Below are 24736 nucleotides of genomic sequence, written 5' to 3'. Positions count from 1 at the left end.
TATTTTTGGTGGAACACTGTATATAGCGTAACAAAGAAAAAGTCAATAAATTTATAAACCAACCCATGAGTCTTGACAGGCTTGTGGGTTTTTATTTAATTGGAGGAAAATTGAAATGAAAAAATCAAGTTGGAAGTTAATTCTTATTATTGTTGCAGGAATTCTTGCGGTTGTCATGTTAGGCGTATTCGGAGTGCAGAGCTCGCAGAATAAAGCTTTTTCACTGGAGGAGCAGGTGAATACAGCTGATTCAGACATAAAAGTTCAGGAAAAAAGACGTGTGGATCTGGTTTATAACCTTGTAGATTGTGTAAAGCAGTACGATAAACACGAAGCTGATACACTTACTGCTATCGTAGAAGGACGAGGTTCAACCGGAGATATCGAAAATGTTACCACTGCGATTGCAGCTGTAAGCGAGGCTTATCCGGAATTAAAATCTAATGAAAATTATAAGGAATTGATGAATGAACTTTCTATTACAGAAAATCTAATTGCGGAATATCGCAGTAACTACAACAAACAGATAAAGGTATACAGACGTTATGTAAGAAAATTCCCTACACGAATCTTTTTAGATATTCTCGGCTATGAGGTTCAGGAGTATACATATTTGAATTACGATGCTCCAGTTGATGCTCCACAGAATTTGTTCGGGGAATAAGCTTATGAAGAAATGGAACAGATTTGATTTCGGAGACTTTGAAATCACAAAAAGAGAGATCTTAGTAAGTATATCTATCATTGCAGTTCTGTTACTCATTGGCTTTATAATTTCCGGCAAAATCTCAGACCATTTGATGGATAAAAACGAAAAGTATAACAAAGCGGTAAAGATTAAAGAACAAGATCTGTTTGAATATGGTATGCGGACTGATATTGGAAACGCATTTATCTATGGTGATTTGGAAGCTGTTGACACTGTTACTTATCCGGAGATTGGTGGAAAGTATATGTATGTGAGAAAGGTTGAAGAGCATTACACGAGACATACTCGTAAGGTAGCTCACACAAGGACTGTGAATGGAAAATCCCACACATATTATACGGCGGAAGTTTATTGGTCATGGGATTATGTCAGGAGTGAGGATAAGACTTGCAAAGAGGTATCTTACTTGAAACATATATTCTCAAGTAAGAAGATTCAATTACCGGACGACGATTATATTGACACATTAAAGGAATCTTCCCATGTACGTTTCAAATACTATGGAGTTGGTTTGAAGTACACTGGGACGATATTTACAGAATTAAAAAATAAAACAATAAAAAATAATTCACCATTCTATGAGAATATGACGATTGATGAGACCGTAGATCACTTAGAATCCGATTTTGCGTTATGGTTATTCTGGATTTTCTGGATAATTTTAATCGGAGCATGTGTCTACGGTTTTTATTATCTCGACAATGAATGGCTTGAATAAAAAGAAAGGAGATTACGAAAATGAGCAAAATTAAGAGAGAAAAATCAAAAATGGAGTTATGGGCTGAAAATGAGGTAAAGATTGCTTGCCATCGTAAAGGGGACGAATTCGATTATGGTTGTGCCAGCTATGAAAGCGCACTGAAAGCATTTAAAACCCTTTGCAAAGATGGACATTCTGGAGCGAGTATTATGTTTACTAAAGCTATTCTCAATCGAATGATTACTGGTAAGCCTCTTACACCAATCGAAGATACTGAAGATGTGTGGAATGAAGTACACGGCAGAAAGGATGCTTCTAAACATTACCAGTGCAAGAGAATGAGCTCTCTGTTCAAGGATGTTAAACCCGACGGAACTGTTAAGTATACAGACGTGGATCGTTTTCATGGAGTCAATATTGCCAATCCGCATTATAGCTATCACAGCGGCTTAATTGATACTGTGATGAGCGAACTCTTCCCTATTAAGATGCCTTATATGCCTTTGATCGACGCATATCGTGTGTATACAGAAGATTTCCTGGTAGATCCGAAGAATGGCGACTACGATACGGTTGGTATTTTATACGTAGTTACACCTCAGGAAGAAGAAGTTGAAGTTAATCGATATTTCAAAGGGGCATCAGTAGGATTTGCTGAGATTGATGAAAAAGAGTATCTGGAAAGAAAAGAAGCAGCAAAAGCACGACTGGAGAAAGCAGGTGAAAACGATGCTTAATTTTATTATCGGATTTATTATTGGCGTTATTCTTGGAGTCTTTATGCTTCTCTTTGTACAGGGAGGAACAAGATGAAACGCTATAATTTTATTAAAGGGATGAATAGTAACTTGGAACTTTCTGATAAAGAACGTCGGCGCATATTAAGACGGAGTGTAGAGAAAGATCCATGGAAATTGAAGTGTACCATTGCTATGGAAGAATTTGCAGAATTACAACAGCAGGTAAGCAAAGAAATTCGAGGATATCACGATCAATATGGACTCTTGGAAGAGATGGCAGATGCTTATATTTGTCTGAATTTCCTTGAGTCCATTTTTAATATTAGCCCGGAAGAAATTCAGAAGGCTATTGATGTGAAATTATATAGAGAAAAGGGGAATCTCAAATGAGTAGAAATATTGAAATCGCAGGAACCATATCTTTCGGTGGAAAGCTTCTTAATGTTTATGGAGATCTTGATGCTCCGTTATTTAAGGCTAAGGACATTAGCCATGTTATCGAATATAGTTCTGGTAACGAATGGAAAATGCTTGAGATGTGTGAAGACGACGAAAAGCTGAAACTACCAATGGTAGTAGCAGGTCAGCGGCGATCCGTCAACTTTGTAACTGAGAATGGGTTGTACAATATTCTTTCCCAGAGTCGTATGGAAATCGCGAGAGCTTGGAGACGAATTGTGCATGACGAACTCATTAACATGAGAAGAACCAAAGGGCGAAATATCGCAGAGCAATTTGAAGAATGGGACCATGCTCTGGATAATATCTACTTTGATGAAGAAACTGGAAAACTCATGCAGTCAGTAACTGTGCAGGGCGGAGACGTTGAGCAGATTCCTTATGAGGAAGATTCAGATGGAGATTGATAACGTTAAGGATTGCATAGAGGTCAAAATTCAGGCTGGTTTAGTTATTGACAATAAGACTTTTGAATTGTGCATGGGCTTAATTGCTGCTTACGCCAGAAACGAAGGACTGAAAGGATTAGATATTCGTTTTAGCGACTTCGGCGGAGGATATTTTGTGAAGCCAATATTTAAAGAAGAAACAAAAGAATGATATTTAATAATGCGGTTTAGGTCACAGTGACGACTTCCAGGTACGAAAAACTACCTAAGCGGAATGAATGTAACACGAGAGTTAGCACCCCGGACGACGCGGCATAGTCCACCGCCCGCATTATTTGAAAGGAGAAAAATGGTATGAATCTTAGACAGAAATGTAAAAAGCTGAAGCAAGAAAACGAACGATTAAAAACGAGAACCGTTCATGTTGTATATAAAGAAGTGGGGTGTAAATTGACAACTATAGTGGTTCGAAGGGAAATTCCTATTTTTATGAGACATGAGATTCCGGAGAAAGACCTAATGGAATATATTGCCCGGGAATTTGCAGGTAATTTATTGCCGTATATCAAATTCGAACATATTGATAATCCTAATTGTGGTACCACCATAATTGAAGGTCGTATGAAAGTGGCGGAAATGGGTCAAATATTATGAGAAAAACAAAACATAATGCGTTAGATGAAAATGCGGTTTATGGTGCACCTATTTGGAAATCTGAGGGAGTAAATAGATCCAGGTTAATAGACGGTTGTAATGAAAAAATGGCGGTGCAGCCTTCTTTTAATTGTGGACTTACTCCTGTATCTAAAAATGTTTTTATGAGTCTGACTATTCATAGAGGAAGGAGAAGCCTATGGTCGAGTTTGTAGGAAACTGGGGAGAAAGACCAGAGAGTGCAGTAGCGAGATGGAGAAATGATGTAACGGCTGCTAAAGAGCTTTGTTATCCCAAAGAAGTTGTTCGGAATATTGAGGACGAATCTGATCCGTACAAACGGCAGCGGATGCTTTGTGATGCAAGACACAAATATTTATAATGTATGTTCTTTTGAAAGGAGATTATGATGTACGGCTTTAAGATTTTTATATTTTTATGGGTTCTTGTTGGCGCGATATTTTGCTTGTATGCTCTTTCTACTGACAAAATAAAAGTGCTTGTAAATGACAGACCTCTTTTGGAAACAGCCATAGCTATGATGTGTGCCATGATAGCTAGTCCATACTGGCTGATCGTAGGAATTATTAAAGTACTATTTGGGAAGAGGTAAGGTTGCAAAAATGATTGGTGAAACTACTTACAAAATCACGGTATCTCGTGCTGATTCAGATGTTATTAAGAATCTGGTCGATATTTTGGAGAATTGTCCGATGGGATTGAATAACGACGATTACGTGGAAATAATGAAAACCATAGCTTATCACAACTATGAAACCGATATAGAAGGCGTAGAAATCGAGTATGAGGAGGATTCAATCATATGATATTTGTAATAAACAACTTAAAGTATGATACGGATAAGATGGAGCTTATTTCTGATGAATGTGAATATTGGTATAAAGGAGAACTATTAGGTACACCAATGCGCTATCGTGGAAGAGATGTGCGACTGTGGAGAAGCAGCAAAGGTAATTGGCTCTTAACGTATAAATCTGATTATACTACCTATGGAAAAGCATTATGCGAAAAAGAGGTTGAGAACATTCTGATTCAATACGATTTAGAAATGTATGAACAAATATTTGGAGAGGTGGAAGAAGCATGAGTAATATTGGAATCGCTGCCAACTTATTTCAACCAAGCGGAAAGTGTTTAAAATGTCGTCATTGGAATCCCGTGGGAAACATTTCAAAAATATATTTCGCGAAAAATACGCATTGTATTATGAAAGAAAAAGGTGCAGATTGTGGATGCCGTGAGGGTCCAACGCCTATATACAAAATAGTGCTACTATTCAGTAATGAATTGGGAATGATAAAGGCTTTGTTTGCGAATCTGTGACTGAGCGAAAGGACGGCTTACGCGCTCGATATTTTCTTTTTTCGCGAAAAATACAGCTACTTTAATGAAAGGAGAGTGATTATTATGTCCATAGAAAAGATAGTACTTAAGATGGCGACTCATTACCATGCAAACTTGATTGATATTCATAACGCTTTACACGCTTTAGGTTTAAAAAGCGATGAGCAAGCAGAAGAATTCAATAAGAAGCATATGATGAAGATCGTTGATATGTATACGAGAAGAGGATATGATATTACTAAATAAGATTAAAGCCTTAGTTGAAATATACTAGGGCTTTCTCTTTTGTATTTTTGAAATGAACCTGTAGAGGCTATCCCCTATGCCTTCTGGGCGGGGGAGTAGGGCTACTATTGATACGTAGCTGGGTTTTAGGAAACGAAGCCCATGAAAACCGAAATGGTGTCTTCACTATTTTAGTGAGTAAAAGATAGTCCATTAATGGGAAAGAATTTGATACATATAAGGTTGGTACTGTTGCGAACTCCTGTAGTACGATGCATAAGATTGCTGAGAAAGAGTTTACTTTGGAGGATTTCTCGACGGAACATTTGAAAAACAGTCCATTTGATAGGGATTGGATAACCAGTGCTATGGTTGATGAGGACGATAAATCACCTCATAAAGTATGGGCTACACCACTTGACATTCTCCGATATACGATAGAAATGCTAAATTTATATCGCACTGAATATCTTGAAACTAAATCTAAGGATGACTGGTGGCAGATGATCCAGCTTCTTCCGAGTAGCTATAACCAGACTCGCAATGTTATGTTGAATTATGAGGTGCTGGCTAATATTTACAGACAGCGAAAAAATCACAAGTTGGATGAATGGCGAGAGGTTTGTAAGTGGATCGAGAGCCTTCCGTATAGTGAGTTGATTACCGTAGACTCTCGTGAGGCGATAAAAGAAGAAGTCTGGAAGGAAATCATAAAAGTCCGTGAAATTCCAGATCCTTGGGAAGTACATGGCACTGCTGAATACGCTAAAATGTGTCCAGATCAGTTAATAACAATAGCGGAGATGGAGGCTGACGCAAGACGAGCGATACCAGCTGATAAGATTAAGACTGGAAGTAAGGAGGACTGATATATGAAATATATTATTGCAAAAATAATTGAATTTGCAGCGATTTGTGCGGTTGCTATAATTTTAATTAAAATGGGATATGGTGGTGAGACCTGGCAGTATTGGGTAATTTTAGTACTAATGACTGTGTATGGTGGTGCGTTCGCATGCGAGAAAGACAAAGAGGAATTGGAATGACGGTAACGGTGTTTATAGTATTAATTATGACAATCTTCTGGATGCTGCTGCAATTTATTTTACCAGGTTTGAACGATACATTGTGCATCATATTCTATTATCTAACCATGTGGTGTTTTTATTATATTGGAGTCGTTATGGCGGAAACGAGGTAGAAAATGGATGAGATTTTATGTATTTTAATAATCTTCGTTATTTACATATTGGCGAAGATATTTTAATAGAAAGGAACTATTATGGACGATTTAAAGTGGTGTTTAAAAATTATCTCGATCATGATTGGCGTCGTCTTATATGTTTCTATATGGTGGGCAATGCCATCGGGAGTCAATTATTATAAAAAACATCCAGATAATAACGGATGGAATTTCGTATATCTTATGTACAAGTTTTGGATTATTGGGCATATTATTGCCACATTGCTGGCATTCATATGGGCGTGGAATTAAGTGAATTTGGTTCGTCAGAAAAGGAGAAAAATAATATATGGAAATGAAAAGGGTAAAAGTCGCAACACACGAAGAGTTGGAGATATTGCAGAAAAGTGTTGACGGAATATTAAGTTTTGTATTGGACGTTCGAAATATTTTCGGCTATGACTGCTTTGTTGAAGAAACGGAGGAGGAAATCAAAATCGTTCGTAAATTATATGATTTACTTGTCTTCAGTATGGAACCCGACGATCTGAATGAACAATTAAAAGAGTTAGAATCAGAAGATCCGAAAGCATGCACATTTATTTACCGATTCATCAAAACAAAATTGAATAAATAATTTAGCTGTGAGAGGAGAAAAATAACATGTGGAGAGAAGAGTTAATTTTGAATAAGATATTTGCAATCATTACGATTCTTATTGGAGCGTTGTCAGTCCCGGTTGAGTGGGATGCAACGTTCTTTTTATTTACTTTAATTGTCGGCGGATATCTGTTCTTTGCCAAACGAAACTGGATCGCTTTGTGAGGTGACGGTTATGGGAAGAGCCGAGCGAAGAAGAGAACAGAAACAGGAACAAAAATCTAAAACGGTTACATACAATCTCACAAAAGAGCAATTAGATGTAATGGTTCGTGAGAAAATTGGAGAAGAACTTGTACGAATCAAGAGGGAAGCTACCGATGAAGCTGTAAACACAGCACTTACTCTGTTGCTGACCTTACCCTTAGAGGTTCTCATGGACCATTTTTGGAAAAAATCATACCCGCAAAAGATTCCTAAGTTTGCCGATCTTTTGATTGATTATTATGAGAAATGGCAGGACGGCGAACTGGATTTGGATGAGTTAAAAGAAGACCTCTGGAAATATGGGGGAGTAAAATTCAGGGAGGGACAGATCAATGGTAAATGACGATATGAGAAAGAACAGTGAAGGGTATTCTGATCCAACTGTTTACAATGCTTTGAAGAATATTGAGAAGGATGGGGATGAAAGATTTCATAAACTTCTCGATGCGATCTTCACTATTTGTGAGCTTTCCGGGTTCCATATCGAAGAAAGAATCATTGTGAAAGACAAGAAAACTGGTAGAATTTGGAGGTAAAAAGTGACGAATATTTCTAATCTAGGATAGAATTTCGTCTAATCTAGGTTAAAAATCCTGGTAGTAACAGGTCATTTTTCTGCCCACTTTTGGGTTTTAGGATTTGACCAAAGCCCACTTATTTTTGACCAGAGCGAAAAATTTGAAGAAAAATGGAGCAGAAAATCGGAATTTTGGTCAAATTTCTGGCCATTTGCCCGGTTTCTGCCCACTTTTAAAACCCCACTTTGACCACGAAAAACCCAGTATTTATGCGGGTTTGCGGGCTTTTTGCCCACTTTCCCACTTTTTTCTTTAAACTATTATGATAAAAAAATTAATATAATATATAAATATGGCCAATAAAAGTGGGCTTTTGACCAAAACCGAAAAAGGAGTGATTTTTATGAGTGCAAAAAGAAAAGTGAGCTGGCGAGATATATTTGACAATTTCAAAACTGTATATCCAACCTTGTCAAAAAATGCAAGAGATTTTAGACCACATGATTATATGAGCATTATCGTATATTTCAGAGATGGAAGCCAGATGATCTATGATGATGTTAGAAAACGAGGAAAACTTATTGTTGCCTAAATTACTCTTTCTTTTCTTTTTGATTCGTGATATACTAAATACGCCACACAATCGTATATCGCATAAAACGTTCAAGGGAATAGCTTCGGTAAAAAGTGTATTCTCTCTTTTACTTATACCCTTGAACGGTACGAGATTGTGTGGCAACAATGGGAGAAGCATTTTTTCGGTGCGTCTCTATGGGGCGCACTTTTTTTAATGCTCTTAATTTACCATTGGATGGAGGAAGAGTATGAGTGAATCGGAGAATAATTCAATAATGCAACTGATGGAATTGGAGAATGATTTTAAGTTGGAGGCAGTCAACACGCCATATGATCTCGCCAATGGATACATTAAGATTGGTTTGACTAATGATCAAAAGTGCCAAATGAGCAATGTCATTCAGCATTTACCAGAAATGTTTGCTACTAGTTCAATGGCTAATGCGTATATTGCAAAATTTCCAGATGGTATTAATCATACACTTGCGTCATTAAAGCAAGGCGGATTCATGAGTTTCTGGAAAAAAGAAAATGGTCAATTTGGTGGAACTGCATCTTTGTATTCTTTAAAAAGTGAAGCGTTGCTTCTTAGTGCATTTTCAGCAATGGCATTTGCATCTGGACAGTACTTTATCACACAGGTTAATTCTGAACTACAGAAGATAAATCAGAACATTGATAAAATTCTGGAATTCTTATATGGGGATAAGAAGGCTGAGCTGCTGTCGGAAGTGAGTTTTGTTAAGTATGCTTATGAAAACTTTTCATCCATTATGGCACATGACGAACAACGAGTAGCTACAATAGCAAGTCTTCAAGAGGCAAAAAAAGTTGCCATTAAAGATGCTGAATTTTACATGAACGATTTGGATTTAACCGTGAATGGAAAAGATGGTATAGAGAAGTTAGTTGGCAATGCATTCCAGATAAAAGAGAGCTTAGAATTATCAATTCAGTTATATGGAATGAGCACTATTTTGGAAACATATTTTTCTCAAAATTATGATACTGAATTTATCAAGTATATTGATCGGGAAATGACAGCGTATATCGATAAGTGTGAAAAAAGAATGCTTAGCGGTTTTAGCATTTTGAAAAAACATATAGCTGATTATAAAGGTCGATGGCTTGAAAAGATTGATAAATCGCAATACGAAAAAGATGTTTGTGAATTGATCGATTCGTTGAATAACGGTGAGGAATCTGCAATGAGAAAAACGCTTCGTAAAACATTGCGTGCCGTTTCCGAGGTAAAAGAATTCTATATTTCCCAAAGTGGAGATGTGTATTTGAAAAAAATTTAAATTATATTTGTAGACAGAGATGCTTAATGTGTCACTGTCTATTTTTTTTTGTCTTCTTTTGGTACGCGAAAAAAACATTCCCTTTTATGAAGAGAAGAGGTAAAATAAGTATTTTTATAAAACTTCTTCTCTTTTTATGTTGTAAAAATTAGAAAGGAGTTAGCTCATGCTAGAGAATAAGTTCCAGGCGAATCTGATAAAGGAACTGAAAAAAAGATTTCCTAGTTGCATTGTTATGAAAAACGATCCCACATATATTCAAGGGATTCCAGATTTACTTGTACTTCATAAAGATAAATGGGCGGCTCTGGAATGCAAGAAATCAGCGGGCGCAAAGAGACAACCAAATCAAGAATACTATGTGGATTACATGAATCGAATGTCATTCTCAAGATTTGTGTATCCCGAGAATAAAGAGGAGGTACTTGATGAACTTCAACAAACATTCCAATCTTGAAGGACAGCACGCCTTTCTTGGTGCCAGTAAATATCATTGGATAAATTATAGTGAGGATAAAGTTGCTGAGGCTTATTCAAAGTTTCTTGCAACACAGAAAGGAACCGTGTTACATGCTTTTGCAGCCCAGTGTATATCATTGGGACAGAAGCTACCGAAGTCTCAGAAAACATTAAACATGTATGTGAATGACGCTATCGGTTTCAAAATGACACCAGAGCAGGTGTTATATTATTCTGATAATTGCTTTGGAACAGCTGATGCAATCTTATTTAGAAATGGATTACTAAGAATTCATGATCTGAAAACCGGACAAATTCCAGCGCACATGGAGCAGCTTGAAATATATGCTGCTCTTTTTTGTTTGGAATATAAAGTAAAACCAGGCGACATTGAGATGGAGTTAAGACTATATCAGAATAATGAAATTCTATATCATAATCCAACGGCTGAAGATATCGTTCCAATTATGGATAAGATCATTACTTTTGACAAAGTAATTACAAGATTGAGAGAGCAGGAGGGATAAACCGTGAACTCGATTCTGGAAGATATTTTAATACATTACGGAATGCCAAGACGTTCCGGACGTTATCCGTGGGGATCTGGTGATGACCCATATCAGCACAGTGGCGATTTTCTTAGCAGAGTGCAGGAACTGAAGAAGACTGGGATGAGTGAGACTGATATTGCTAAAAATATTGGTTTGACAACCACTCAGCTTCGTACTCAGATAAGTCTTGCGAAAGATGAACGTCGTTCTCTTCAGGTTGCAACAGCTAAAGGGCTGCGAGAAAAAGGATATAGTCTCAACGAGATTGCTAATAAGATGGGTTTTTCCAATGACTCATCTGTTCGATCACTTTTAAATGAGAATTCAGAAAAGAGAATGAATCAGGCTAAAGCAACTGCTGATATTATCCGAAAAGAAATTAAAGAAAAAGGAATGATAGATGTCGGTACCGGTGTAGAAAGAGAACTTGGAGTGTCCAAAGAGAAACTTAACCAGGCTCTTTATATTTTGGAATTAGAGGGTTATCCGGTTTATGGCGGAGGCGTCCCACAAGCTACTAATCCCGGAAAACAGACAAATATCAAAGTCATTTGTCCACCAGGAACAGAGCATAAGGATATTTATAATTTCGAGAATGTCCATTCCTTGCGAAATTATATTTCTTACGACAATGGTGATTCTTTTAGAAAAGCGTTTGAATATCCGGAAAGCTTGAGTTCCAAGAGATTAAAGATTCGATATGCTGAAGATGGCGGTGTCGATAAGGATGGGGTCATTGAGCTTCGAAGAGGAGTAAAAGATATTTCTCTTGGCGATTCTCATTATGCCCAGGTTCGAATCATGGTTGACGGAACCCATTATCTTAAAGGCATGGCAGTGTATTCTGATAATATGCCAGATGGTGTTGATGTCATATTCAATACCAATAAGCACTCTGGGACACCGACAAAAGATGTATTGAAAAAAATCAAAGATGATCCGAATAATCCATTTGGTTCGCTTATCAAAGAACATGGCGGTCAGAGCTACTACGACGATCCAAATGGAAAATATACAGATCCTCTTACTGGAAAGAAACAATCATTGTCTGTAATTAATAAGCGAGCCGAAGAAGGTGATTGGGGTGAATGGAGTAAATCACTTTCATCACAGTTCTTGTCTAAACAGAGTCTTAGTTTAATTACAAAACAGCTTGGGTTAGCAAAAGCGGATAAGCAGTCGGAGTTCGATGAGATTTGTTCTCTTACCAATCCGACAGTAAAGAAAACATTGCTTAAATCCTTTGCCGATGATTGTGATGCAGCAGCCGTTCATTTAAAGGCAGCATCGCTTCCGAGACAGAGTTACCAGGTAATATTGCCACTACCATCATTAAAAGATAATGAGGTTTATGCTCCAAACTATAAGGATGGCGAAACAGTGGCATTAATTCGCTATCCTCATGGCGGAACTTCAGAAATTCCGATTCTGAAAGTAAACAACAAATCACTAGAAGGAAAGAGTGTTCTTGGTAATACTCCAATGGATGCGATTGGTATTAATAAAACAAATGCTGATCGATTATCTGGGGCTGACTTTGATGGTGATACGGTTATGGTAATTCCATGTAATTCAACTTCCAGCAAAGTTAGAATTACTTCAACACCACAGTTAAAAGGACTGATCGGATTTGATACTAAAGAAGCGTATGGTCCAGATTCAAGCTCTCCTGTAAAAGTTGAAACCGTTGGTTCAAGAGAGATAGAGTACTATTCAAGAAATGGAAAGACCTATAAGAAAATGGGCAATAAACAAATCGAAATGGGGAAAGTCTCTAACTTGATTACGGATATGACTTTAAAAGGAGCTACCGAAGAAGAACTTACCAGAGCAATCCGTCACAGCATGGTCGTTATTGATGCAGAGAAACATGCTTTGGATTACAAGCAGAGCGAGATCGATAATGGTATTGCCTCGTTAAAGAAAAAGTATCAAGGTAGCATTGATAAAGATGGCAATTATCATGAGGGTGCTTCAACGTTGATTTCCAGAGCTAAATCTGAAACTCAGGTTTACAAGAGAAAAGGTTCTCCAATAATCAATGAAGATGGTTCCTTATCATACAAAACCGTAAAAGAAGAGTATGTCGATAAAAATGGTAAACTCAAATTCAGAATGCAAAACAGTACCAAGATGGCAGAAGCTAAAGATGCTCGTGAGTTATCTTCCGGTACTCCGCAAGAGGAAGCCTATGCTGATTATGCTAATACCATGAAATCATTGGCGAACCAGGCTCGAAGAGAGATGATTAATACTGGTAAGATTGCCTATTCCGCCGCTGCTAAGAATACCTACCAGGGGGAAGTTAAATCATTGTCTGCAAAACTTAACATTGCATTATCGAATGCGCCAAGGGAGAGACAGGCGCAGGTGATGGCGAATGCAACTGTGGCAGCAAAGAAGAAAGAAAATCCAGACATGACAAAGGCTGAGATAAAAAAAGCAAACCAGCAGGCATTATCTTCAGCAAGAACCTCTGTGGGGGCGCATCGCACACCTGTCGAGATTACAGATCGAGAATGGGAGGCTATCCAGGCGGGAGCTATTAGTGAGAATAAACTTATTCAAATTCTGAATAATACAAATATTGATACTATTCGTCAGCGAGCAACTCCGCGAGCTACAAATTCTTTGAGCACAGCAAAACAGCATAGAATTTCAGCAATGCGTGCTTCTGGCTATACAACTTCAGAGATTGCAGATGCTCTTGGCGTATCAACTTCTACAGTTTCAAAGTATTTAAATGGAAAGGGATGAGAGTGTTAAATGACAGCAGATTGTGCATTAACCACGATTGATAATCCTTTTGATCCTTTTAAACAATTTGATGAATGGTTCATGTTTGACGAGGAAAAAGGATATCATTCAACTTCTTATTTAGGACGAATTGCTCGAACATCTGATCAGCTTTCTGATGAAGAAAATAGAATTGAAGTTGAGAGAGCAATTGATGAAATCATCAAGTATGATTTTAGAGGAATCTATAAGAAGGTAAAGAACTTAAATTAAAAAGAGAAAACCGTCCGTGCTTATAGGCAGAACAGAAAAAAATAAATATTCAGTTACAACATAACACAAATCAACAATGATTATCGTTTTGTAGTAATTGAAGTGCAACAAATTCACATAATCATCCACGTGAAAGTAATCAAATCTATAAAAGATAAGTCATTAGGACTGGACCGATGATAATTAGGGATAGAGGGGGCTTGCTAAAAATGCACCCCCTCCCCGCATCGCCCCGGTCTTTATTTTTTCCCCGGGGGATATTTTTTGAAAAACAAATCGGACTGGTGCTTGAACAGGCTTATGAGTTTATTGATATTGGCTGCCTTTTTATCTCCTTTCGGCAGATGGAATGCTTATCAGAATTCTCATAAGTCTGTTTAAACACCAGGAAAAGTGCGTATAAACTATCGATCAACTTACAGAAAGGAGGCATCAAGTATGGGAAAAGTAAAGCAAAAAGCATCAAAAGACAGTTCTTCCATGATGCGTCCGGCTCTAACACCTGAGGCAAGGGAAAACCAACTTATTTCCTTAGCTGTGGATCTTGCTGAAAAACAGTTAAGAGAAGGGACTGCTTCATCCCAGGTTATAACACATTATTTGAAATTAGGTTCAACAAAAGAACGAATCGAAAAAGAAATACTTGAAAAGCAAAAAGATTTAATCGACGCCAAAACACAAAATCTTAAATCTATGGAAAGACAGGAGCAGATGTATGCTGAAGCATTAAAGGCGTTTCGAGGATATAGTGGTCATGGGGATGAAGAAGATGATTAGAACATATTCCGAATTGATCAAGTTGAAAACTTTTAAAGACCGATTTGAATATCTGAAGCTGGACGGAATTGTTGGAGAAGAAACATTCGGATTTGATCGGTACATGAATCAGATATTTTACAAGTCCAATGAATGGGCTTCTGTCAGACGAGAGGTCATTATTCGGGATAATGGATGTGACCTCGGAGTGGATGGGTATGAGATACATGGGAAGATACTCATTCATCATATGAATCCAATTAACTTGAGTGACATAATACATAAAACCGATGAGCTTTTGAATCCAGATTATCTTATTACAACGGTGTTATCTACACATAATGCTATTCATTACGGTGATGCGAGTTTATTACCTGCATTGCCAATTGAACGGAGGGCAAACGATACATGTCCATGGAAAAGAAATTAAGGGGGTGAAATCCATATGGATAGTATACTTACTTCTGTTAAGAAGATGCTAGGAATCGAACCGGAATACGAACATTTCGATGCCGACATTCTTATGCACGTTAATTCTGTGTTTTCAGTTTTAACGCAGTTGGGCGTTGGTCCAGTGTCTGGCTTCACGGTCACAGATGACAAAACTAACTGGACAGAGTTTATGCAAGACGAACCAAGATTGAATTTGGTTAAATCGTATATGTTTCTAAAAGTAAAGCTGCTTTTCGATCCGCCAATGAGCAGCGCTGTATTAGAGTGCTACAAAACACAAATCAGCGAGTATGAATCAAGGTTGAACTGGGCAGCAGAGAATGATGACATGGAGGAGAATCAAAATGGATAACGCATTCTTAGAGCATCATGGCGTTAAGGGCATGAAGTGGGGAGTTCGTCGTTACCAGAATAAAGATGGAACATTGACATCTGCTGGACGCCGGAAGTCTGCTGAGTCCTTAACACCTCAACAGAAAACCGAACGAAATAAGAAGATTGCCAGAGTTGGAGTGGGTGTAGCTACGGTTGCGGCAGCAGCTTATTATGTCCATAAGAATCCAGAAAAAATCGGGAAAGTGATTTCTAAATTTCGCGGTGTAAAGATGAAAGATCTTAGCGAGAAAACAATTAATCGTGGAAAAACATATGTGAAAAGTTGTCTGAAAAATTCCGTTAACGGCGTTAAAGAGGGAATCCGTGAAGGAGCAAAAGAAGCACCTAAAAAAGCTGCTAAGACTGTAGTTACGGGTTTGGTTCTTAATCAGACTAAGAAGTATCTTGATTCGGTTGTGGGTAAAGAGGAAAGTGCAAGAATCTTCCAGGCAAATGACAACAAAAAGATTGGAAAATTCTGGAAAGTAGGACCAGATGATAAGGACGATGACGATTAGTCGATTTTCTTAAAGAGGAACACATTTTTAGCCTTATTGGCGATTACTCTGGTACCAACAAAATCAAAACCGCCGCCAATTACTCCGCCAACTAATGGAACCATTTTTCCAAGATTTATTACACCAGTGGTTCCAAATTTGGTAATTAGGCGTTGCATTGCAAGACGATTAATTTTGTAGATGATTTCTGTAGGTATTTTCTTAATCGCTTCGATTGTAAATTTTTCACCGACCCTTATTCCTGCTTCCTTAGCAATTTTGGACATGGAAGTTCCTGTTAAACAGAGATACGCTAAAGTTTGTACTTCGTCATCAGATGGATCGAATCCGGAAATTATTGCAATAATGGAGATCATTCTAAGCTGTATGTACCATACGGTTGTAAGGTTTGTTGGGATTGCAACGGGTAGAGTTAAAATTCCGCCCAAGCTGGTTACGAATCCGGATGTTGTACATTTTCTTATCTGCCATTTAACAAAATTATCTATGGCGCTTTCTGGCGATGAATATTTAGACATATATTCTTCTGCCAAATCGTAACAGGTCTTTGTTTCTGGAATCCCTTTTAAAGCAGCAGTGTAACATTTATCTAAAATATCGGATAAAGTATCAGATGAAATTTTCATGATAGTACCTCCACTCCCAAAAGTAGCATAAGTATAACATTTCTCGGGGGGGGGTCAAGATAGGAGGTAAAATATTGAATAATGAATTAGCTCACTATGGCGTTTTAGGAATGAAATGGGGAGTACGTAGATATCGAAATTATAATGGTTCTTATACAAAAAAAGGGGTGGCTAGATACGATAAAGCCCAAAGTGAATATGATACCGTGAAAAATAAGAGGAAAATTGGAACTGCGACAAGAGCTGATGTGCGTAAAGCAAAACGAAATTTGAATTATGCATATAAAAAGCTAAAAACTGATAAAAAAGCGGATCAAGGAAAAGAGTTATATGCTAAAGGAAAAACAATAACGGGTAACAGCGCCAAAACAATGACTACAGAGGCATTAATCGTTGCTGGTGGAAATATTGTTGCTGCAACTTTGGCAAATTCAGGGAATCTTAGACTTGCATCGATAAGTGGTGCCGTTATAAGTGTTGGTGGAACAACTGCGAATGCGATTTTAGCAGCTAAGGCACATAACGAAAATGCCAAATTAAGAGCTTATTATGCGCACCATTAAACAGTAGGAGAACAATATGGCATTATCAAACACTGCCGTCCCGAAATATTACGGCGAGTTTCGAGATGCCGTAATTCGAGGCGAGATTCCGGTATGTAAAGAAATCGAGATGGAAATGAACCGTATTGATGACCTTATTGCAGATCCGGATGTGTATTATGACGATCAAGCAGTAGAAGGCTTTATCAAGTATTGTGAAAACGAGCTTACATTAACTGACGGTTCTGATTTGAAATTGCTGGATTCATTTAAGGTCTGGGCTGAGCAAATATTCGGATGGTATGAATTTGAAGAGAATCGTGTGTATGTACCTTATGAGGACGGATACGGTGGAAGGTACGTAACAAAAATTAAGAGGAAACGTTTGATAAACAAGCAGTATCTGATAGTTGCACGAGGCGCTGCAAAATCTATGTATGGTTCCTGCTTGCAAAATTTCTTTCTCAATGTGGATGTTACAACGACTCATCAGATAACAACTGCACCAACAATGAAACAGGCAGAAGAGGTGTTATCTCCGATTCGAACAGCTATCACCAGATCCAGAGGTCCATTCTACAAATTCTTGACTGAAGGATCTTTGCAAAATACAACCGGTTCTAAAGCAAATCGCATGAAGTTGTCTTCTACCAAAAAGGGAATCGAAAACTTTCTTACTGGATCGCTACTGGAAGTACGACCAATGAGAATAGACAAGCTCCAGGGACTACAGCTGAAAATGGCAACGGTCGACGAATGGCTTTCTGGCGATATCAGAGAGGATGTTATCGGAGCAATTGAACAGGGAGCATCTAAAGTAGAAGATTATCTGATTGTCGCAATCAGTTCTGAAGGTACTGTCCGTAATGGAGCTGGGGATACAATCAAAATGGAATTGATGGACATTCTCAAAGGTGATTATGTCAATCCGCATGTATCAATCTGGTGGTATAAACTCGATTCCGTGGATGAAGTCCCCAATCCAAGAAAATGGCTGAAAGCCAACCCAAATATAGGAAAAACAGTAAGTTACGAGACATATCAAAGAGATGTCGACAGAGCTGAGAAAGCGCCAGCCGCTCGAAATGATATTCTTGCAAAACGTTTTGGTCTTCCGATGGAAGGCTATACATATTACTTTACTTATGAAGAAACTCTTCCTCATAGGAAAAGAGATTATTGGCAAATGCCATGTTCAATGGGCGCAGATTTATCGCGAGGCGATGATTTCTGTGCTTTTACTTTTCTATTTCCATTATCAAACGGTTGTTTTGGTGTTAAAACTCGAAATTACATTTCTTCATTAACTCTAATGAAACTCCCAGCGGCTATGAGAGTTAAATATGATCAGTTTCGTGATGAGGGCAGCCTTATTGTACTTGAAGGCACTGTCCTTGATATGATGGAGGTTTATGAAGATCTGGACAATCACATTGTTGAATGTGGGTATGATGTTCGGAGTTTCGGTTATGATCCATATTACGCAAAAGAGTTTGTAGAAAGATGGGCGAGCGAAAATGGTCCGTTTGGTATTGAAAAAGTTCCCCAGGGAGCCAGAACAGAGTCAGTTCCATTAGGCGAACTAAAAAAGTTATCGGAAGAGAGGATGTTGCTGTTTGATGAAGAACTTATGACATTCACGATGGGTAACTGCATCACACTGGAAGATACAAATGGAAATAAGAAATTATTGAAGAAGCGTCTGGATCATAAGATTGATGCCGTTGCCGCAATGCTAGATGCTTATGTGGCTTATAAAGCCAATAAAGAGGCATTTGAATAGATTACACTTTTGAGGTATCCAACGTAAAGCAAATCTAAATGGGTTGGGAGTGATTTAATAGAGCCACTATTCGTGACTCTCGTGCTTTGCTCTGTTAGCATCAAAGTATTTCGAATAGCTTACATACTGTCTGCGTTCAGAGCGTTCCATATAAGCCAGGTACTTAGGAAATTTCGGTTCCTTGTCGCTTGATGGCTTATAAAACTTGCTGTAGTTAATCATAACATACCCCCAATCCTTTTAGATTTGCTTTACGCATACCACATATTGTAATTGGTGACAGATGAAATGTCAACATGTAGTAAATGGAGGTGAAAATTCAAAATGGAATTGTCAGTTGGTTCCAGGTTCAAAAATGCCTGGAATGCTTTTCGAAATCGAGAGCCGACAAAGGTGTTTCAAGACATTGGATATGGGTATTCATATCGACCGGATAGATTTCGTTTGACTCGTGGAAACGAGAGATCAATTGTAACATCAGTTTATAACCGAATAGCTTTAGATGTAGCCGCCATAGATATTCAGCACGTTCAGCTGGATGCCGAAGGGCGGTTTTGTGATGTTGTGCAAAGTGGACTGAATAATTGTTTATCAACAGAAGCCAATCTGGATCAGACAGGACGGGCATTTATACAAGATGCAGTTATGTCCATGATGGATGAAGGGTGTATAGCAATCGTTCCAGTTGATACTGATGACGATCCAGACGATACGACAGGGTATCAAATCCTGTCTATGCGAGTTGGTAGAATTCGAGATTGGTATCCGAAGCACGTTCGCGTTGAATTATACAACGAAGAGACAGGACGAAAACAGGACATTGTTGTTCCTAAAAGTACAGTGGCAATCGTTGAAAATCCGTTATACGCAGTAATAAACGAACCGAATTCAACAATGCAGCGATTGATTCGAAAGTTGAATTTACTGGATGCTGTAGACGAGCAAAGTAGTTCTGGAAAGTTGGATTTAATCATTCAGTTACCTTACGTGATTAAAACCGAAGCAAGGCGTAAGCAGGCTGAAAAGAGACGAAAAGACATTGAGCAGCAATTAGCAGGTTCCAAGTATGGTATTGCTTACACTGATGGTACTGAGAGAATAACTCAGCTAAATCGTTCGCTGGAGAACAACTTGATGAAACAGATTGAATACCTTACGAGTATGCTTTATAGCCAGTTAGGTATCACACAAAGTATTCTTGATGGCACCGCAGACGATAAAACCATGCTGAACTATTATAATCGTACTATCGAGCCAATCATTGCAGCTATTGTTGATGAAATGAAACGAAAGTTTCTCAGCAAGACAGCACGTTCCCAGAATAAATCTATTAAATTCTTCAGAGATCCGTTCAAGCTGGTTCCAGTTGCAGATCTTGCAGAAATCTCAGACAAATTCACCAGAAACGAAATCGCAACTTCAAACGAGATAAGACAGGTTATTGGATGGAAACCGTCTGATGATCCAAAGGCAGATGAACTTAGAAATAGCAATATCAGTCAGCCCAATGAAGAGCCGGTTCGGGAAGAAAGAGATACAGGAGGTATAAATCAAAATGAAGTATGACTTTGGTGGCTGGGCCACACGAAATGATTTGACCTGCGCAGATGGTCGAGTCATTAAAAAAGATGCGTTCAAAGGGCAGAATGGAATGACGGTTCCATTAGTCTGGATGCACAACCATAATGCGCCAGATAATGTTCTTGGATTTGCACACCTGGAAAATAGAGATGATGGAGTTTACGCACATTGCGAGTTTAACAACACTGAAGCTGGTCAGACCGCTAAAGAACTTGTTAGACACGGTGATGTGCGTTCTTTGTCTATTTTCGCAAATCAGCTCAAACAGGCTGGAAGTGATGTTATTCACGGTGTGATTCGAGAAGTAAGTCTGGTCCTTGCCGGTGCAAATCCAGGAGCATTCATTGATGATGTGCTTGCTCATGGTGATGGCGAAAGCGCAGGTATCATTGTTGGTTATGACGAGATGATTATGGGCTATCTCGAACATTCTGATGATGAAAAAGATCCAGAAAAACCGGATGAGGGTAAAGAAAATGGAGACGACGATGGAAAAACCATCGAAGAGGTTTTCGATACTCTTACCGAAACACAGAAAACCGCGGTATACGCGATTATCGGACAGGCTGTAGAAGATGGTGAGTCCGAAAACAATGATGATTCCGAAGGAGGAGATGAAACAATGAAACATAATGTGTTTGAAAACGATCAGCGCGACAACAAGACTTATCTGTCTCATGCGGACCAGGAAAGCATTCTTAAAAAGGCAAAGACAAGCCAGGTGGGAAGTTTCCAGACTGCTCTTGCGATGTATGCAGAGGATAATGCTCTTCAGCATGACGCCCTTGCAAGTGGATTTGTTCAGACTGGAGACGGTAATGTATCCATGCTGTTCCCAGAATACAAAGAGGTAAGACCTGGGGCACCGGAACTGATTACAAATGACCAGGGATGGATCACCGCAGTAATGAACAAAGTACATAAGAGTCCAATTGCACGAATCAGAACCAGTCAGGTTGATATTCGTAATATCGACAAGCTCAGACCAAGAGGATATAAGAAAGGAAAACAGAAAATTCAGGCTGGTAACTTTAAGCTGGTCAGAAGAACTACAGATCCTCAGACTGTATACGTTAAAAATGCTCTGCATAGAGATGACATCATGGACATCACAGATTTCGACTATGTTTCCTATCTGTACAACATCGATCGCATGATGTTGAATGAAGAACTGGCTACAGCTATTATGCTTGGCGATGGTCGCGACGATGGCGATGATGGCAAAATCGATCCGGAGCACATCAGACCAATTTGGACAGATGATGATCTTTATACAATCCACGTTGATCTCGATGTAGCAGCTGCTAAGAAAGAACTTCAGGGAACCAACACTGGAGCTAATTTCGGGGAGAACTTTATCGTAGCCGAGGGAATGATCAATACTGTTCTGTATGCAAAAGAAAATTACAAAGGAACTGGTACTCCAGACGCCTTTATGACACCGCATATGCTGAATCAGATGCTTCTTGCAAGAGATCTGAATGGTAGACGTATTTACGCGTCCAGACAGGAACTGGCTACTGCTCTTAATGTCGGCACCATCCATACTGTTGAGCAGTTCGAGGGCAAAACCAGAACTACATCTGACAATAAAAAGAAGAAACTTGTTGCCATTATCGCAAATCTTGCAGACTATTCCCTGGGTGCAACTAAAGGCGGTGAGATTACTCACTTCACACAGTTCGATATCGATTTCAACCAGGAGAAATCTCTGCTTGAAACCAGATGTTCTGGAGCACTGACAAGAGTGTACGCAGCAATTGTAGTCGAGGAGGATGTAACAACAGCTTCTTCTGATACATCTAGTCAGGACACAGTAAATTCTCAGGGCTGATTTTAAAGGGGAAAATTCAAAATGGCAAAGTTTTACGGAACAATAGGATACATTCGAAACGTTGAAATAAGACCTGGCGTATATAAAGAAGAAGTTACAGAACGAAATTATTCTGGGGATTTGATTCGTAACATACGCCAGTTGGAAGCTTCTGACAAAGTGAATGACGATATTAATATTTCGAATGAAATCAGTATTATTGCTGATCCATTTGCCTATCAGAATTTTCATGCTATGAGATACGTTGAATTTATGGGTGCTAAATGGAAAATTCATAAGGTTGATGTTCAGTACCCTAGATTGACATTAATGGTTGGAGGTGTTTATAACGGAAAAGCGAAGACTACAACTTCATGAAATTTTGTGCCAGACGCTTGACAGCAGAAACGTCTATTTTCAACCTCCGGAAAACGTACGGATGAATTACCCCGCTATTGTATACAGTCTTGACGACATCGATCCTGTATATGCAAATGGCGGGGTTTATTTGTCCCCGATAAAGTATTCGGTGATTGTTATTGATGATGATCCGGATACCGAAATAGTAGGCAAAGTGTCTGCGTTACCATTATGTCGATTTGTTCGTCCGTACGTGTCCAATAATCTGAATCATTATGTATTTGAACTCTACTATTAAAGGAGGATTTTAAATGAGACTCTCATGGGATAAAGCCGGCGAACGTCTTTACGAGACCGGTGTCGACAGAGGCGTATTCTATCCGTTTACAACGGGCGGAAAATACGGAAGCGGTGTAGCCTGGAACGGTTTGACCGCTGTAAATGAAACTCCATCCGGAGCAGAACCGACAGCATTATGGGCTAATAACAAAAAGTATTTGACTTTAATGTCTGCCGAAGAGCTTGGCTTAACAATCGAAGCTTATACATATCCGGACGAATTTGAAGCATGTGACGGCTCTGCTGAACTAGCAGAAGGTGTTACCATTGGTCAGCAGGATCGCGAACACTTTGGATTCTGTTATCGCTCTCTTATCGGAAACGATGACGTTGGCACCAAGCATGGTTATAAAATCCATCTTGTTTACGATTGCCTTGCTTCACCGACCGATAAAGATCGAAGCACAGTAAATGATTCTCCGGATATTTCACCATTTTCCTGGGAAGTGACAACATCCCCAGTTGATGTTGACGATAGTAAATCAACATCAATGCTGACTATCGATTCCACAAAAATCGATCCTGCTAAGCTCAAGCTAATCGAGGATAAACTGTATGGAACTGCTGATGCAGAACCAGCACTTCTTCTTCCGAGTGAACTTGTCACAATCCTTGAGTCTTAATTAAGGCGGTGGAATATGGGAAAATTGGAATGGGATAAAATTGGTGAGCGGCGTTATGAGACTGGTGTCGACCATGTTGTGCTGTATAAGAACAACGGAAATAGTGCTTATGCCTGGAATGGAATCACAGGGATTACTGAGAATCCATCTGGTGCTGAGCCATCAATCTTGTGGGCTAACAATAAAAAGTATATGACTTTGATGTCAGTTGAACAGTTAGGTTTAACCATTGAAGCGTACACATATCCCAACGAATTTCTTGGTTGTATTGGAAAAGAAGAACTGTCTCCGGGTGTACTTATCAGTCAGCAGGAGCATGAGCACTTTGGGCTGAGTTATAGAACACTTGTCGGTAACGATGAGCGTGGAAATGACTATGCGTATAAAGTTCATTTGGTTTATAATTGCCTGGCTTCTCCAACAGAAGAGAACCATGCTAGCACTAGCGATAGCCCGGATATTTCACCATTTTCCTGGGAGATTGATACAACTCCAGTGGAGGTGGAAAACCGTCAGTCCACGTCGAAACTTACATTTTCTTCATCTGATATGAAGAAGGCTGGAATGGCAAATGTGTTACGTGGAATCGAGGATGCATTGTACGGAACTCCCAAGACCAGTGCTTATCTCCCAACGGTTTCCCAGGTAATGGATTTGATCGAGTTTCATAGCACGCTTAGAGATTCAAATGGGAACGCAATAACCGATAGCTCTGGAAATAAGATGTTGTCAAAAGTTTATGAATAATTTCAAATGGAGAGCAGTATTCAGGTAAGCTGGCTGCTCTTCAGTCATGTAAAGGAGAGAAAATATGTTAGTAAAGACTATTACTTATACGGATTATAACGGCGTTAGCAGAACAGAAGACTTCTACTTCAATCTGTCAAGACCAGAAATTATTGAGATGGAGTATTCGCCAGATGGAAGTCTTACGGAAATGATTGAGAAATTGGTTTCTCCGGCTGATACACCGACAATTATAAGACTTATTAAAGATTTTATCCTCAAATCCTATGGTGAAAAGTCACCAGACGGAAAGAGACTGGTTAAATCGCCAGAATTAGCAACAGCATTTTCTCAGACAGAAGCTTACACTCAGCTTTTCATGGAATTAGTTACAGATTCTCAGAAAGCTTCTGATTTTATCAATGGGGTGTTACCGACTCTTACCCCGGAACAGAAGGCTCAAATTAAGAAAACTCTGGATGAAAAGGGTGTATCTGATTCAGTAACAATTTGATAATGAAAATAATTTGGAG

The 24736-nt window shown here is 38.8% G+C and carries 38 protein-coding genes; 36 read left to right on the top strand and 2 right to left on the bottom strand.

Annotation, left to right across the window (positions count from 1 at the left end):
* The first annotated feature begins 115 nt into the window (after positions 1–115).
* From AB5170_RS04460 to AB5170_RS04330, 27 genes are all read left to right on the top strand, one after another.
* Positions 116–664 carry a LemA family protein gene (locus AB5170_RS04460; RefSeq protein ID WP_195982782.1) on the top strand — a complete coding sequence of 183 codons (549 nt, stop codon included), beginning with the start codon at positions 116–118 and terminating at the stop codon, positions 662–664.
* 4 nt (positions 665–668) lie between these two features.
* Complete coding sequence (locus AB5170_RS04455; RefSeq protein ID WP_195982783.1) at positions 669–1427, top strand: hypothetical protein; 759 nt, start codon at positions 669–671, stop codon at positions 1425–1427.
* 20 nt (positions 1428–1447) lie between these two features.
* Complete coding sequence (locus AB5170_RS04450) at positions 1448–2146, top strand: hypothetical protein (protein ID WP_368361926.1); 699 nt, start codon at positions 1448–1450, stop codon at positions 2144–2146.
* Between the two features lie 72 nt (positions 2147–2218).
* A complete protein-coding gene (locus tag AB5170_RS04445) occupies positions 2219–2539 on the top strand; it encodes a hypothetical protein (protein ID WP_195982784.1) in 321 nt (106 codons plus the stop codon).
* On the top strand, positions 2536–3015 hold the full coding sequence (locus AB5170_RS04440) for a BRO family protein (RefSeq protein ID WP_226818667.1): 480 nt from the start codon (positions 2536–2538) through the stop codon (positions 3013–3015). Before AB5170_RS04445 ends, AB5170_RS04440 begins: the two co-directional genes overlap by 4 nt.
* Entirely contained in the window at positions 3005–3208 is a 204-nt protein-coding gene (locus tag AB5170_RS04435; RefSeq protein ID WP_368361925.1) for a hypothetical protein, read from the top strand. Before AB5170_RS04440 ends, AB5170_RS04435 begins: the two co-directional genes overlap by 11 nt.
* A gap of 143 nt (positions 3209–3351) precedes the next feature.
* Positions 3352–3651 (top strand): hypothetical protein, encoded by a 300-nt coding sequence (locus AB5170_RS04430; protein ID WP_195982787.1) that lies wholly within the window; start codon positions 3352–3354, stop codon positions 3649–3651.
* A gap of 199 nt (positions 3652–3850) precedes the next feature.
* A complete protein-coding gene (locus AB5170_RS04425; RefSeq protein WP_195982788.1) occupies positions 3851–4033 on the top strand; it encodes a hypothetical protein in 183 nt (60 codons plus the stop codon).
* Positions 4034–4250: 217 nt separating this feature from the next.
* Positions 4251–4478 carry a hypothetical protein gene (locus AB5170_RS04420; protein ID WP_195982789.1) on the top strand — a complete coding sequence of 76 codons (228 nt, stop codon included), beginning with the start codon at positions 4251–4253 and terminating at the stop codon, positions 4476–4478.
* Positions 4475–4759, top strand: a complete 285-nt coding sequence (locus tag AB5170_RS04415; RefSeq protein ID WP_227198783.1) for a hypothetical protein — start codon at positions 4475–4477, stop codon at positions 4757–4759. Before AB5170_RS04420 ends, AB5170_RS04415 begins: the two co-directional genes overlap by 4 nt.
* Positions 4760–5079: 320 nt before the next feature.
* Positions 5080–5262 carry a hypothetical protein gene (locus AB5170_RS04410; protein WP_226818682.1) on the top strand — a complete coding sequence of 61 codons (183 nt, stop codon included), beginning with the start codon at positions 5080–5082 and terminating at the stop codon, positions 5260–5262.
* Positions 5263–5609: 347 nt separating this feature from the next.
* Positions 5610–6110 (top strand): hypothetical protein, encoded by a 501-nt coding sequence (locus AB5170_RS04405; protein WP_368361924.1) that lies wholly within the window; start codon positions 5610–5612, stop codon positions 6108–6110.
* 3 nt (positions 6111–6113) lie between these two features.
* A complete protein-coding gene (locus AB5170_RS04400) occupies positions 6114–6287 on the top strand; it encodes a hypothetical protein (RefSeq protein ID WP_226818684.1) in 174 nt (57 codons plus the stop codon).
* Between the two features lie 486 nt (positions 6288–6773).
* Positions 6774–7061 carry a hypothetical protein gene (locus AB5170_RS04395; protein WP_226818686.1) on the top strand — a complete coding sequence of 96 codons (288 nt, stop codon included), beginning with the start codon at positions 6774–6776 and terminating at the stop codon, positions 7059–7061.
* Between the two features lie 26 nt (positions 7062–7087).
* Entirely contained in the window at positions 7088–7249 is a 162-nt protein-coding gene (locus AB5170_RS04390) for a hypothetical protein (protein WP_226818688.1), read from the top strand.
* Between the two features lie 10 nt (positions 7250–7259).
* A complete protein-coding gene (locus AB5170_RS04385) occupies positions 7260–7634 on the top strand; it encodes a hypothetical protein (RefSeq protein ID WP_226818690.1) in 375 nt (124 codons plus the stop codon).
* On the top strand, positions 7624–7827 hold the full coding sequence (locus tag AB5170_RS04380) for a hypothetical protein (RefSeq protein WP_195982793.1): 204 nt from the start codon (positions 7624–7626) through the stop codon (positions 7825–7827). Before AB5170_RS04385 ends, AB5170_RS04380 begins: the two co-directional genes overlap by 11 nt.
* 385 nt (positions 7828–8212) lie before the next feature.
* Positions 8213–8401: a hypothetical protein gene (locus tag AB5170_RS04375; RefSeq protein WP_226818692.1), complete on the top strand. Its 189-nt coding sequence runs from the start codon at positions 8213–8215 to the stop codon at positions 8399–8401.
* A 232-nt stretch (positions 8402–8633) separates the two neighbouring features.
* Positions 8634–9689: a hypothetical protein gene (locus tag AB5170_RS04370; RefSeq protein WP_368361658.1), complete on the top strand. Its 1056-nt coding sequence runs from the start codon at positions 8634–8636 to the stop codon at positions 9687–9689.
* A 166-nt stretch (positions 9690–9855) separates the two neighbouring features.
* A complete protein-coding gene (locus AB5170_RS04365) occupies positions 9856–10146 on the top strand; it encodes a hypothetical protein (protein WP_368361659.1) in 291 nt (96 codons plus the stop codon).
* Positions 10118–10675 (top strand): DUF2800 domain-containing protein, encoded by a 558-nt coding sequence (locus AB5170_RS04360; RefSeq protein WP_368361660.1) that lies wholly within the window; start codon positions 10118–10120, stop codon positions 10673–10675. Before AB5170_RS04365 ends, AB5170_RS04360 begins: the two co-directional genes overlap by 29 nt.
* A 3-nt stretch (positions 10676–10678) precedes the next feature.
* Positions 10679–13456, top strand: coding sequence for a helix-turn-helix transcriptional regulator (locus tag AB5170_RS04355; RefSeq protein WP_368361661.1), 2778 nt, complete (start codon positions 10679–10681; stop codon positions 13454–13456).
* Between the two features lie 9 nt (positions 13457–13465).
* Positions 13466–13708 carry a hypothetical protein gene (locus tag AB5170_RS04350; RefSeq protein ID WP_195982799.1) on the top strand — a complete coding sequence of 81 codons (243 nt, stop codon included), beginning with the start codon at positions 13466–13468 and terminating at the stop codon, positions 13706–13708.
* Positions 13709–14146: 438 nt separating this feature from the next.
* Complete coding sequence (locus AB5170_RS04345; RefSeq protein WP_226818697.1) at positions 14147–14485, top strand: hypothetical protein; 339 nt, start codon at positions 14147–14149, stop codon at positions 14483–14485.
* On the top strand, positions 14463–14894 hold the full coding sequence (locus tag AB5170_RS04340) for a hypothetical protein (protein WP_368361662.1): 432 nt from the start codon (positions 14463–14465) through the stop codon (positions 14892–14894). The genes AB5170_RS04345 and AB5170_RS04340 overlap by 23 nt, the downstream gene beginning before the upstream one ends.
* A 15-nt stretch (positions 14895–14909) precedes the next feature.
* Positions 14910–15269 (top strand): hypothetical protein, encoded by a 360-nt coding sequence (locus tag AB5170_RS04335; protein ID WP_368361663.1) that lies wholly within the window; start codon positions 14910–14912, stop codon positions 15267–15269.
* Positions 15262–15810, top strand: a complete 549-nt coding sequence (locus AB5170_RS04330; protein WP_368361664.1) for a hypothetical protein — start codon at positions 15262–15264, stop codon at positions 15808–15810. Before AB5170_RS04335 ends, AB5170_RS04330 begins: the two co-directional genes overlap by 8 nt.
* On the opposite strand, the gene AB5170_RS04325 is transcribed toward AB5170_RS04330, so the two are convergent.
* A complete protein-coding gene (locus AB5170_RS04325) occupies positions 15807–16436 on the bottom strand; it encodes an EcsC family protein (RefSeq protein ID WP_368361665.1) in 630 nt (209 codons plus the stop codon). The genes AB5170_RS04330 and AB5170_RS04325 overlap by 4 nt on opposite strands.
* A 74-nt stretch (positions 16437–16510) precedes the next feature.
* Here AB5170_RS04325 and AB5170_RS04320 point away from each other — a divergent pair, with 74 nt between their 5' ends.
* Together AB5170_RS04320 and AB5170_RS04315 are read left to right on the top strand one after the other, a co-directional pair.
* Entirely contained in the window at positions 16511–16999 is a 489-nt protein-coding gene (locus tag AB5170_RS04320; protein WP_368361666.1) for a hypothetical protein, read from the top strand.
* A 16-nt stretch (positions 17000–17015) separates the two neighbouring features.
* Positions 17016–18761, top strand: a complete 1746-nt coding sequence (locus AB5170_RS04315) for a terminase TerL endonuclease subunit (protein WP_368361667.1) — start codon at positions 17016–17018, stop codon at positions 18759–18761.
* Between the two features lie 66 nt (positions 18762–18827).
* On the opposite strand, the gene AB5170_RS04310 is transcribed toward AB5170_RS04315, so the two are convergent.
* Positions 18828–18983 carry a hypothetical protein gene (locus AB5170_RS04310; RefSeq protein WP_368361668.1) on the bottom strand — a complete coding sequence of 52 codons (156 nt, stop codon included), beginning with the start codon at positions 18981–18983 and terminating at the stop codon, positions 18828–18830.
* 102 nt (positions 18984–19085) lie between these two features.
* Here AB5170_RS04310 and AB5170_RS04305 point away from each other — a divergent pair, with 102 nt between their 5' ends.
* From AB5170_RS04305 to AB5170_RS04275, 7 genes are all read left to right on the top strand, one after another.
* A complete protein-coding gene (locus tag AB5170_RS04305) occupies positions 19086–20327 on the top strand; it encodes a phage portal protein (protein ID WP_368361669.1) in 1242 nt (413 codons plus the stop codon).
* Complete coding sequence (locus tag AB5170_RS04300) at positions 20317–22176, top strand: caudovirus prohead protease (protein ID WP_368361670.1); 1860 nt, start codon at positions 20317–20319, stop codon at positions 22174–22176. The genes AB5170_RS04305 and AB5170_RS04300 overlap by 11 nt, the downstream gene beginning before the upstream one ends.
* 21 nt (positions 22177–22197) lie before the next feature.
* Entirely contained in the window at positions 22198–22533 is a 336-nt protein-coding gene (locus AB5170_RS04295) for a hypothetical protein (protein WP_226834031.1), read from the top strand.
* Positions 22534–22594: 61 nt separating this feature from the next.
* The gene (locus AB5170_RS04290) at positions 22595–22813 is read left to right on the top strand and encodes a hypothetical protein (protein ID WP_226834033.1); all 219 of its coding nucleotides are present in this window, start codon (positions 22595–22597) and stop codon (positions 22811–22813) included.
* A 13-nt stretch (positions 22814–22826) separates the two neighbouring features.
* Positions 22827–23477 (top strand): hypothetical protein, encoded by a 651-nt coding sequence (locus tag AB5170_RS04285; RefSeq protein ID WP_226834035.1) that lies wholly within the window; start codon positions 22827–22829, stop codon positions 23475–23477.
* Between the two features lie 15 nt (positions 23478–23492).
* The gene (locus tag AB5170_RS04280; RefSeq protein ID WP_227198791.1) at positions 23493–24224 is read left to right on the top strand and encodes a hypothetical protein; all 732 of its coding nucleotides are present in this window, start codon (positions 23493–23495) and stop codon (positions 24222–24224) included.
* Between the two features lie 64 nt (positions 24225–24288).
* A complete protein-coding gene (locus tag AB5170_RS04275; protein ID WP_227198792.1) occupies positions 24289–24717 on the top strand; it encodes a hypothetical protein in 429 nt (142 codons plus the stop codon).
* The last annotated feature ends 19 nt before the right edge of the window (positions 24718–24736 follow it).

Origin of the sequence: Ruminococcus sp. RTP21484sp1_RTP21281st1_A8_RTP21281_210402 (genome assembly GCF_040914025.1) — a bacterium.
GTDB classification, from domain to species: domain Bacteria; phylum Bacillota; class Clostridia; order Lachnospirales; family Lachnospiraceae; genus Blautia_A; species Blautia_A faecis.
Note: the sequence above shows the minus strand (reverse complement) of the source record. Positions and strands in the feature narration are given on the sequence as shown.

Bases quoted from the DNA above. Each gene is read 5' to 3' on its own strand.
- AB5170_RS04460 (WP_195982782.1), top strand. From the start codon at position 116: ATGAAAAAATCAAGTTGGAAGTTAATTCTTATTATTGTTGCAGGAATT.
- AB5170_RS04455 (WP_195982783.1), top strand. From the start codon at position 669: ATGAAGAAATGGAACAGATTTGATTTCGGAGACTTTGAAATCACAAAA.
- AB5170_RS04450 (WP_368361926.1), top strand. From the start codon at position 1,448: ATGAGCAAAATTAAGAGAGAAAAATCAAAAATGGAGTTATGGGCTGAA.
- AB5170_RS04445 (WP_195982784.1), top strand. From the start codon at position 2,219: ATGAAACGCTATAATTTTATTAAAGGGATGAATAGTAACTTGGAACTT.
- AB5170_RS04440 (WP_226818667.1), top strand. From the start codon at position 2,536: ATGAGTAGAAATATTGAAATCGCAGGAACCATATCTTTCGGTGGAAAG.
- AB5170_RS04435 (WP_368361925.1), top strand. From the start codon at position 3,005: ATGGAGATTGATAACGTTAAGGATTGCATAGAGGTCAAAATTCAGGCT.
- AB5170_RS04430 (WP_195982787.1), top strand. From the start codon at position 3,352: ATGAATCTTAGACAGAAATGTAAAAAGCTGAAGCAAGAAAACGAACGA.
- AB5170_RS04425 (WP_195982788.1), top strand. From the start codon at position 3,851: ATGGTCGAGTTTGTAGGAAACTGGGGAGAAAGACCAGAGAGTGCAGTA.
- AB5170_RS04415 (WP_227198783.1), top strand. From the start codon at position 4,475: ATGATATTTGTAATAAACAACTTAAAGTATGATACGGATAAGATGGAG.
- AB5170_RS04410 (WP_226818682.1), top strand. From the start codon at position 5,080: ATGTCCATAGAAAAGATAGTACTTAAGATGGCGACTCATTACCATGCA.
- AB5170_RS04405 (WP_368361924.1), top strand. From the start codon at position 5,610: ATGGTTGATGAGGACGATAAATCACCTCATAAAGTATGGGCTACACCA.
- AB5170_RS04400 (WP_226818684.1), top strand. From the start codon at position 6,114: ATGAAATATATTATTGCAAAAATAATTGAATTTGCAGCGATTTGTGCG.
- AB5170_RS04395 (WP_226818686.1), top strand. From the start codon at position 6,774: ATGGAAATGAAAAGGGTAAAAGTCGCAACACACGAAGAGTTGGAGATA.
- AB5170_RS04390 (WP_226818688.1), top strand. From the start codon at position 7,088: ATGTGGAGAGAAGAGTTAATTTTGAATAAGATATTTGCAATCATTACG.
- AB5170_RS04385 (WP_226818690.1), top strand. From the start codon at position 7,260: ATGGGAAGAGCCGAGCGAAGAAGAGAACAGAAACAGGAACAAAAATCT.
- AB5170_RS04380 (WP_195982793.1), top strand. From the start codon at position 7,624: ATGGTAAATGACGATATGAGAAAGAACAGTGAAGGGTATTCTGATCCA.
- AB5170_RS04375 (WP_226818692.1), top strand. From the start codon at position 8,213: ATGAGTGCAAAAAGAAAAGTGAGCTGGCGAGATATATTTGACAATTTC.
- AB5170_RS04370 (WP_368361658.1), top strand. From the start codon at position 8,634: ATGAGTGAATCGGAGAATAATTCAATAATGCAACTGATGGAATTGGAG.
- AB5170_RS04365 (WP_368361659.1), top strand. From the start codon at position 9,856: ATGCTAGAGAATAAGTTCCAGGCGAATCTGATAAAGGAACTGAAAAAA.
- AB5170_RS04360 (WP_368361660.1), top strand. From the start codon at position 10,118: ATGAACTTCAACAAACATTCCAATCTTGAAGGACAGCACGCCTTTCTT.
- AB5170_RS04350 (WP_195982799.1), top strand. From the start codon at position 13,466: ATGACAGCAGATTGTGCATTAACCACGATTGATAATCCTTTTGATCCT.
- AB5170_RS04345 (WP_226818697.1), top strand. From the start codon at position 14,147: ATGGGAAAAGTAAAGCAAAAAGCATCAAAAGACAGTTCTTCCATGATG.
- AB5170_RS04340 (WP_368361662.1), top strand. From the start codon at position 14,463: ATGGGGATGAAGAAGATGATTAGAACATATTCCGAATTGATCAAGTTG.
- AB5170_RS04335 (WP_368361663.1), top strand. From the start codon at position 14,910: ATGGATAGTATACTTACTTCTGTTAAGAAGATGCTAGGAATCGAACCG.
- AB5170_RS04330 (WP_368361664.1), top strand. From the start codon at position 15,262: ATGGATAACGCATTCTTAGAGCATCATGGCGTTAAGGGCATGAAGTGG.
- AB5170_RS04325 (WP_368361665.1), bottom strand. From the start codon at position 16,436: ATGAAAATTTCATCTGATACTTTATCCGATATTTTAGATAAATGTTAC.
- AB5170_RS04315 (WP_368361667.1), top strand. From the start codon at position 17,016: ATGGCATTATCAAACACTGCCGTCCCGAAATATTACGGCGAGTTTCGA.
- AB5170_RS04310 (WP_368361668.1), bottom strand. From the start codon at position 18,983: ATGATTAACTACAGCAAGTTTTATAAGCCATCAAGCGACAAGGAACCG.
- AB5170_RS04305 (WP_368361669.1), top strand. From the start codon at position 19,086: ATGGAATTGTCAGTTGGTTCCAGGTTCAAAAATGCCTGGAATGCTTTT.
- AB5170_RS04300 (WP_368361670.1), top strand. From the start codon at position 20,317: ATGAAGTATGACTTTGGTGGCTGGGCCACACGAAATGATTTGACCTGC.
- AB5170_RS04295 (WP_226834031.1), top strand. From the start codon at position 22,198: ATGGCAAAGTTTTACGGAACAATAGGATACATTCGAAACGTTGAAATA.
- AB5170_RS04290 (WP_226834033.1), top strand. From the start codon at position 22,595: ATGAATTACCCCGCTATTGTATACAGTCTTGACGACATCGATCCTGTA.
- AB5170_RS04285 (WP_226834035.1), top strand. From the start codon at position 22,827: ATGAGACTCTCATGGGATAAAGCCGGCGAACGTCTTTACGAGACCGGT.
- AB5170_RS04280 (WP_227198791.1), top strand. From the start codon at position 23,493: ATGGGAAAATTGGAATGGGATAAAATTGGTGAGCGGCGTTATGAGACT.
- AB5170_RS04275 (WP_227198792.1), top strand. From the start codon at position 24,289: ATGTTAGTAAAGACTATTACTTATACGGATTATAACGGCGTTAGCAGA.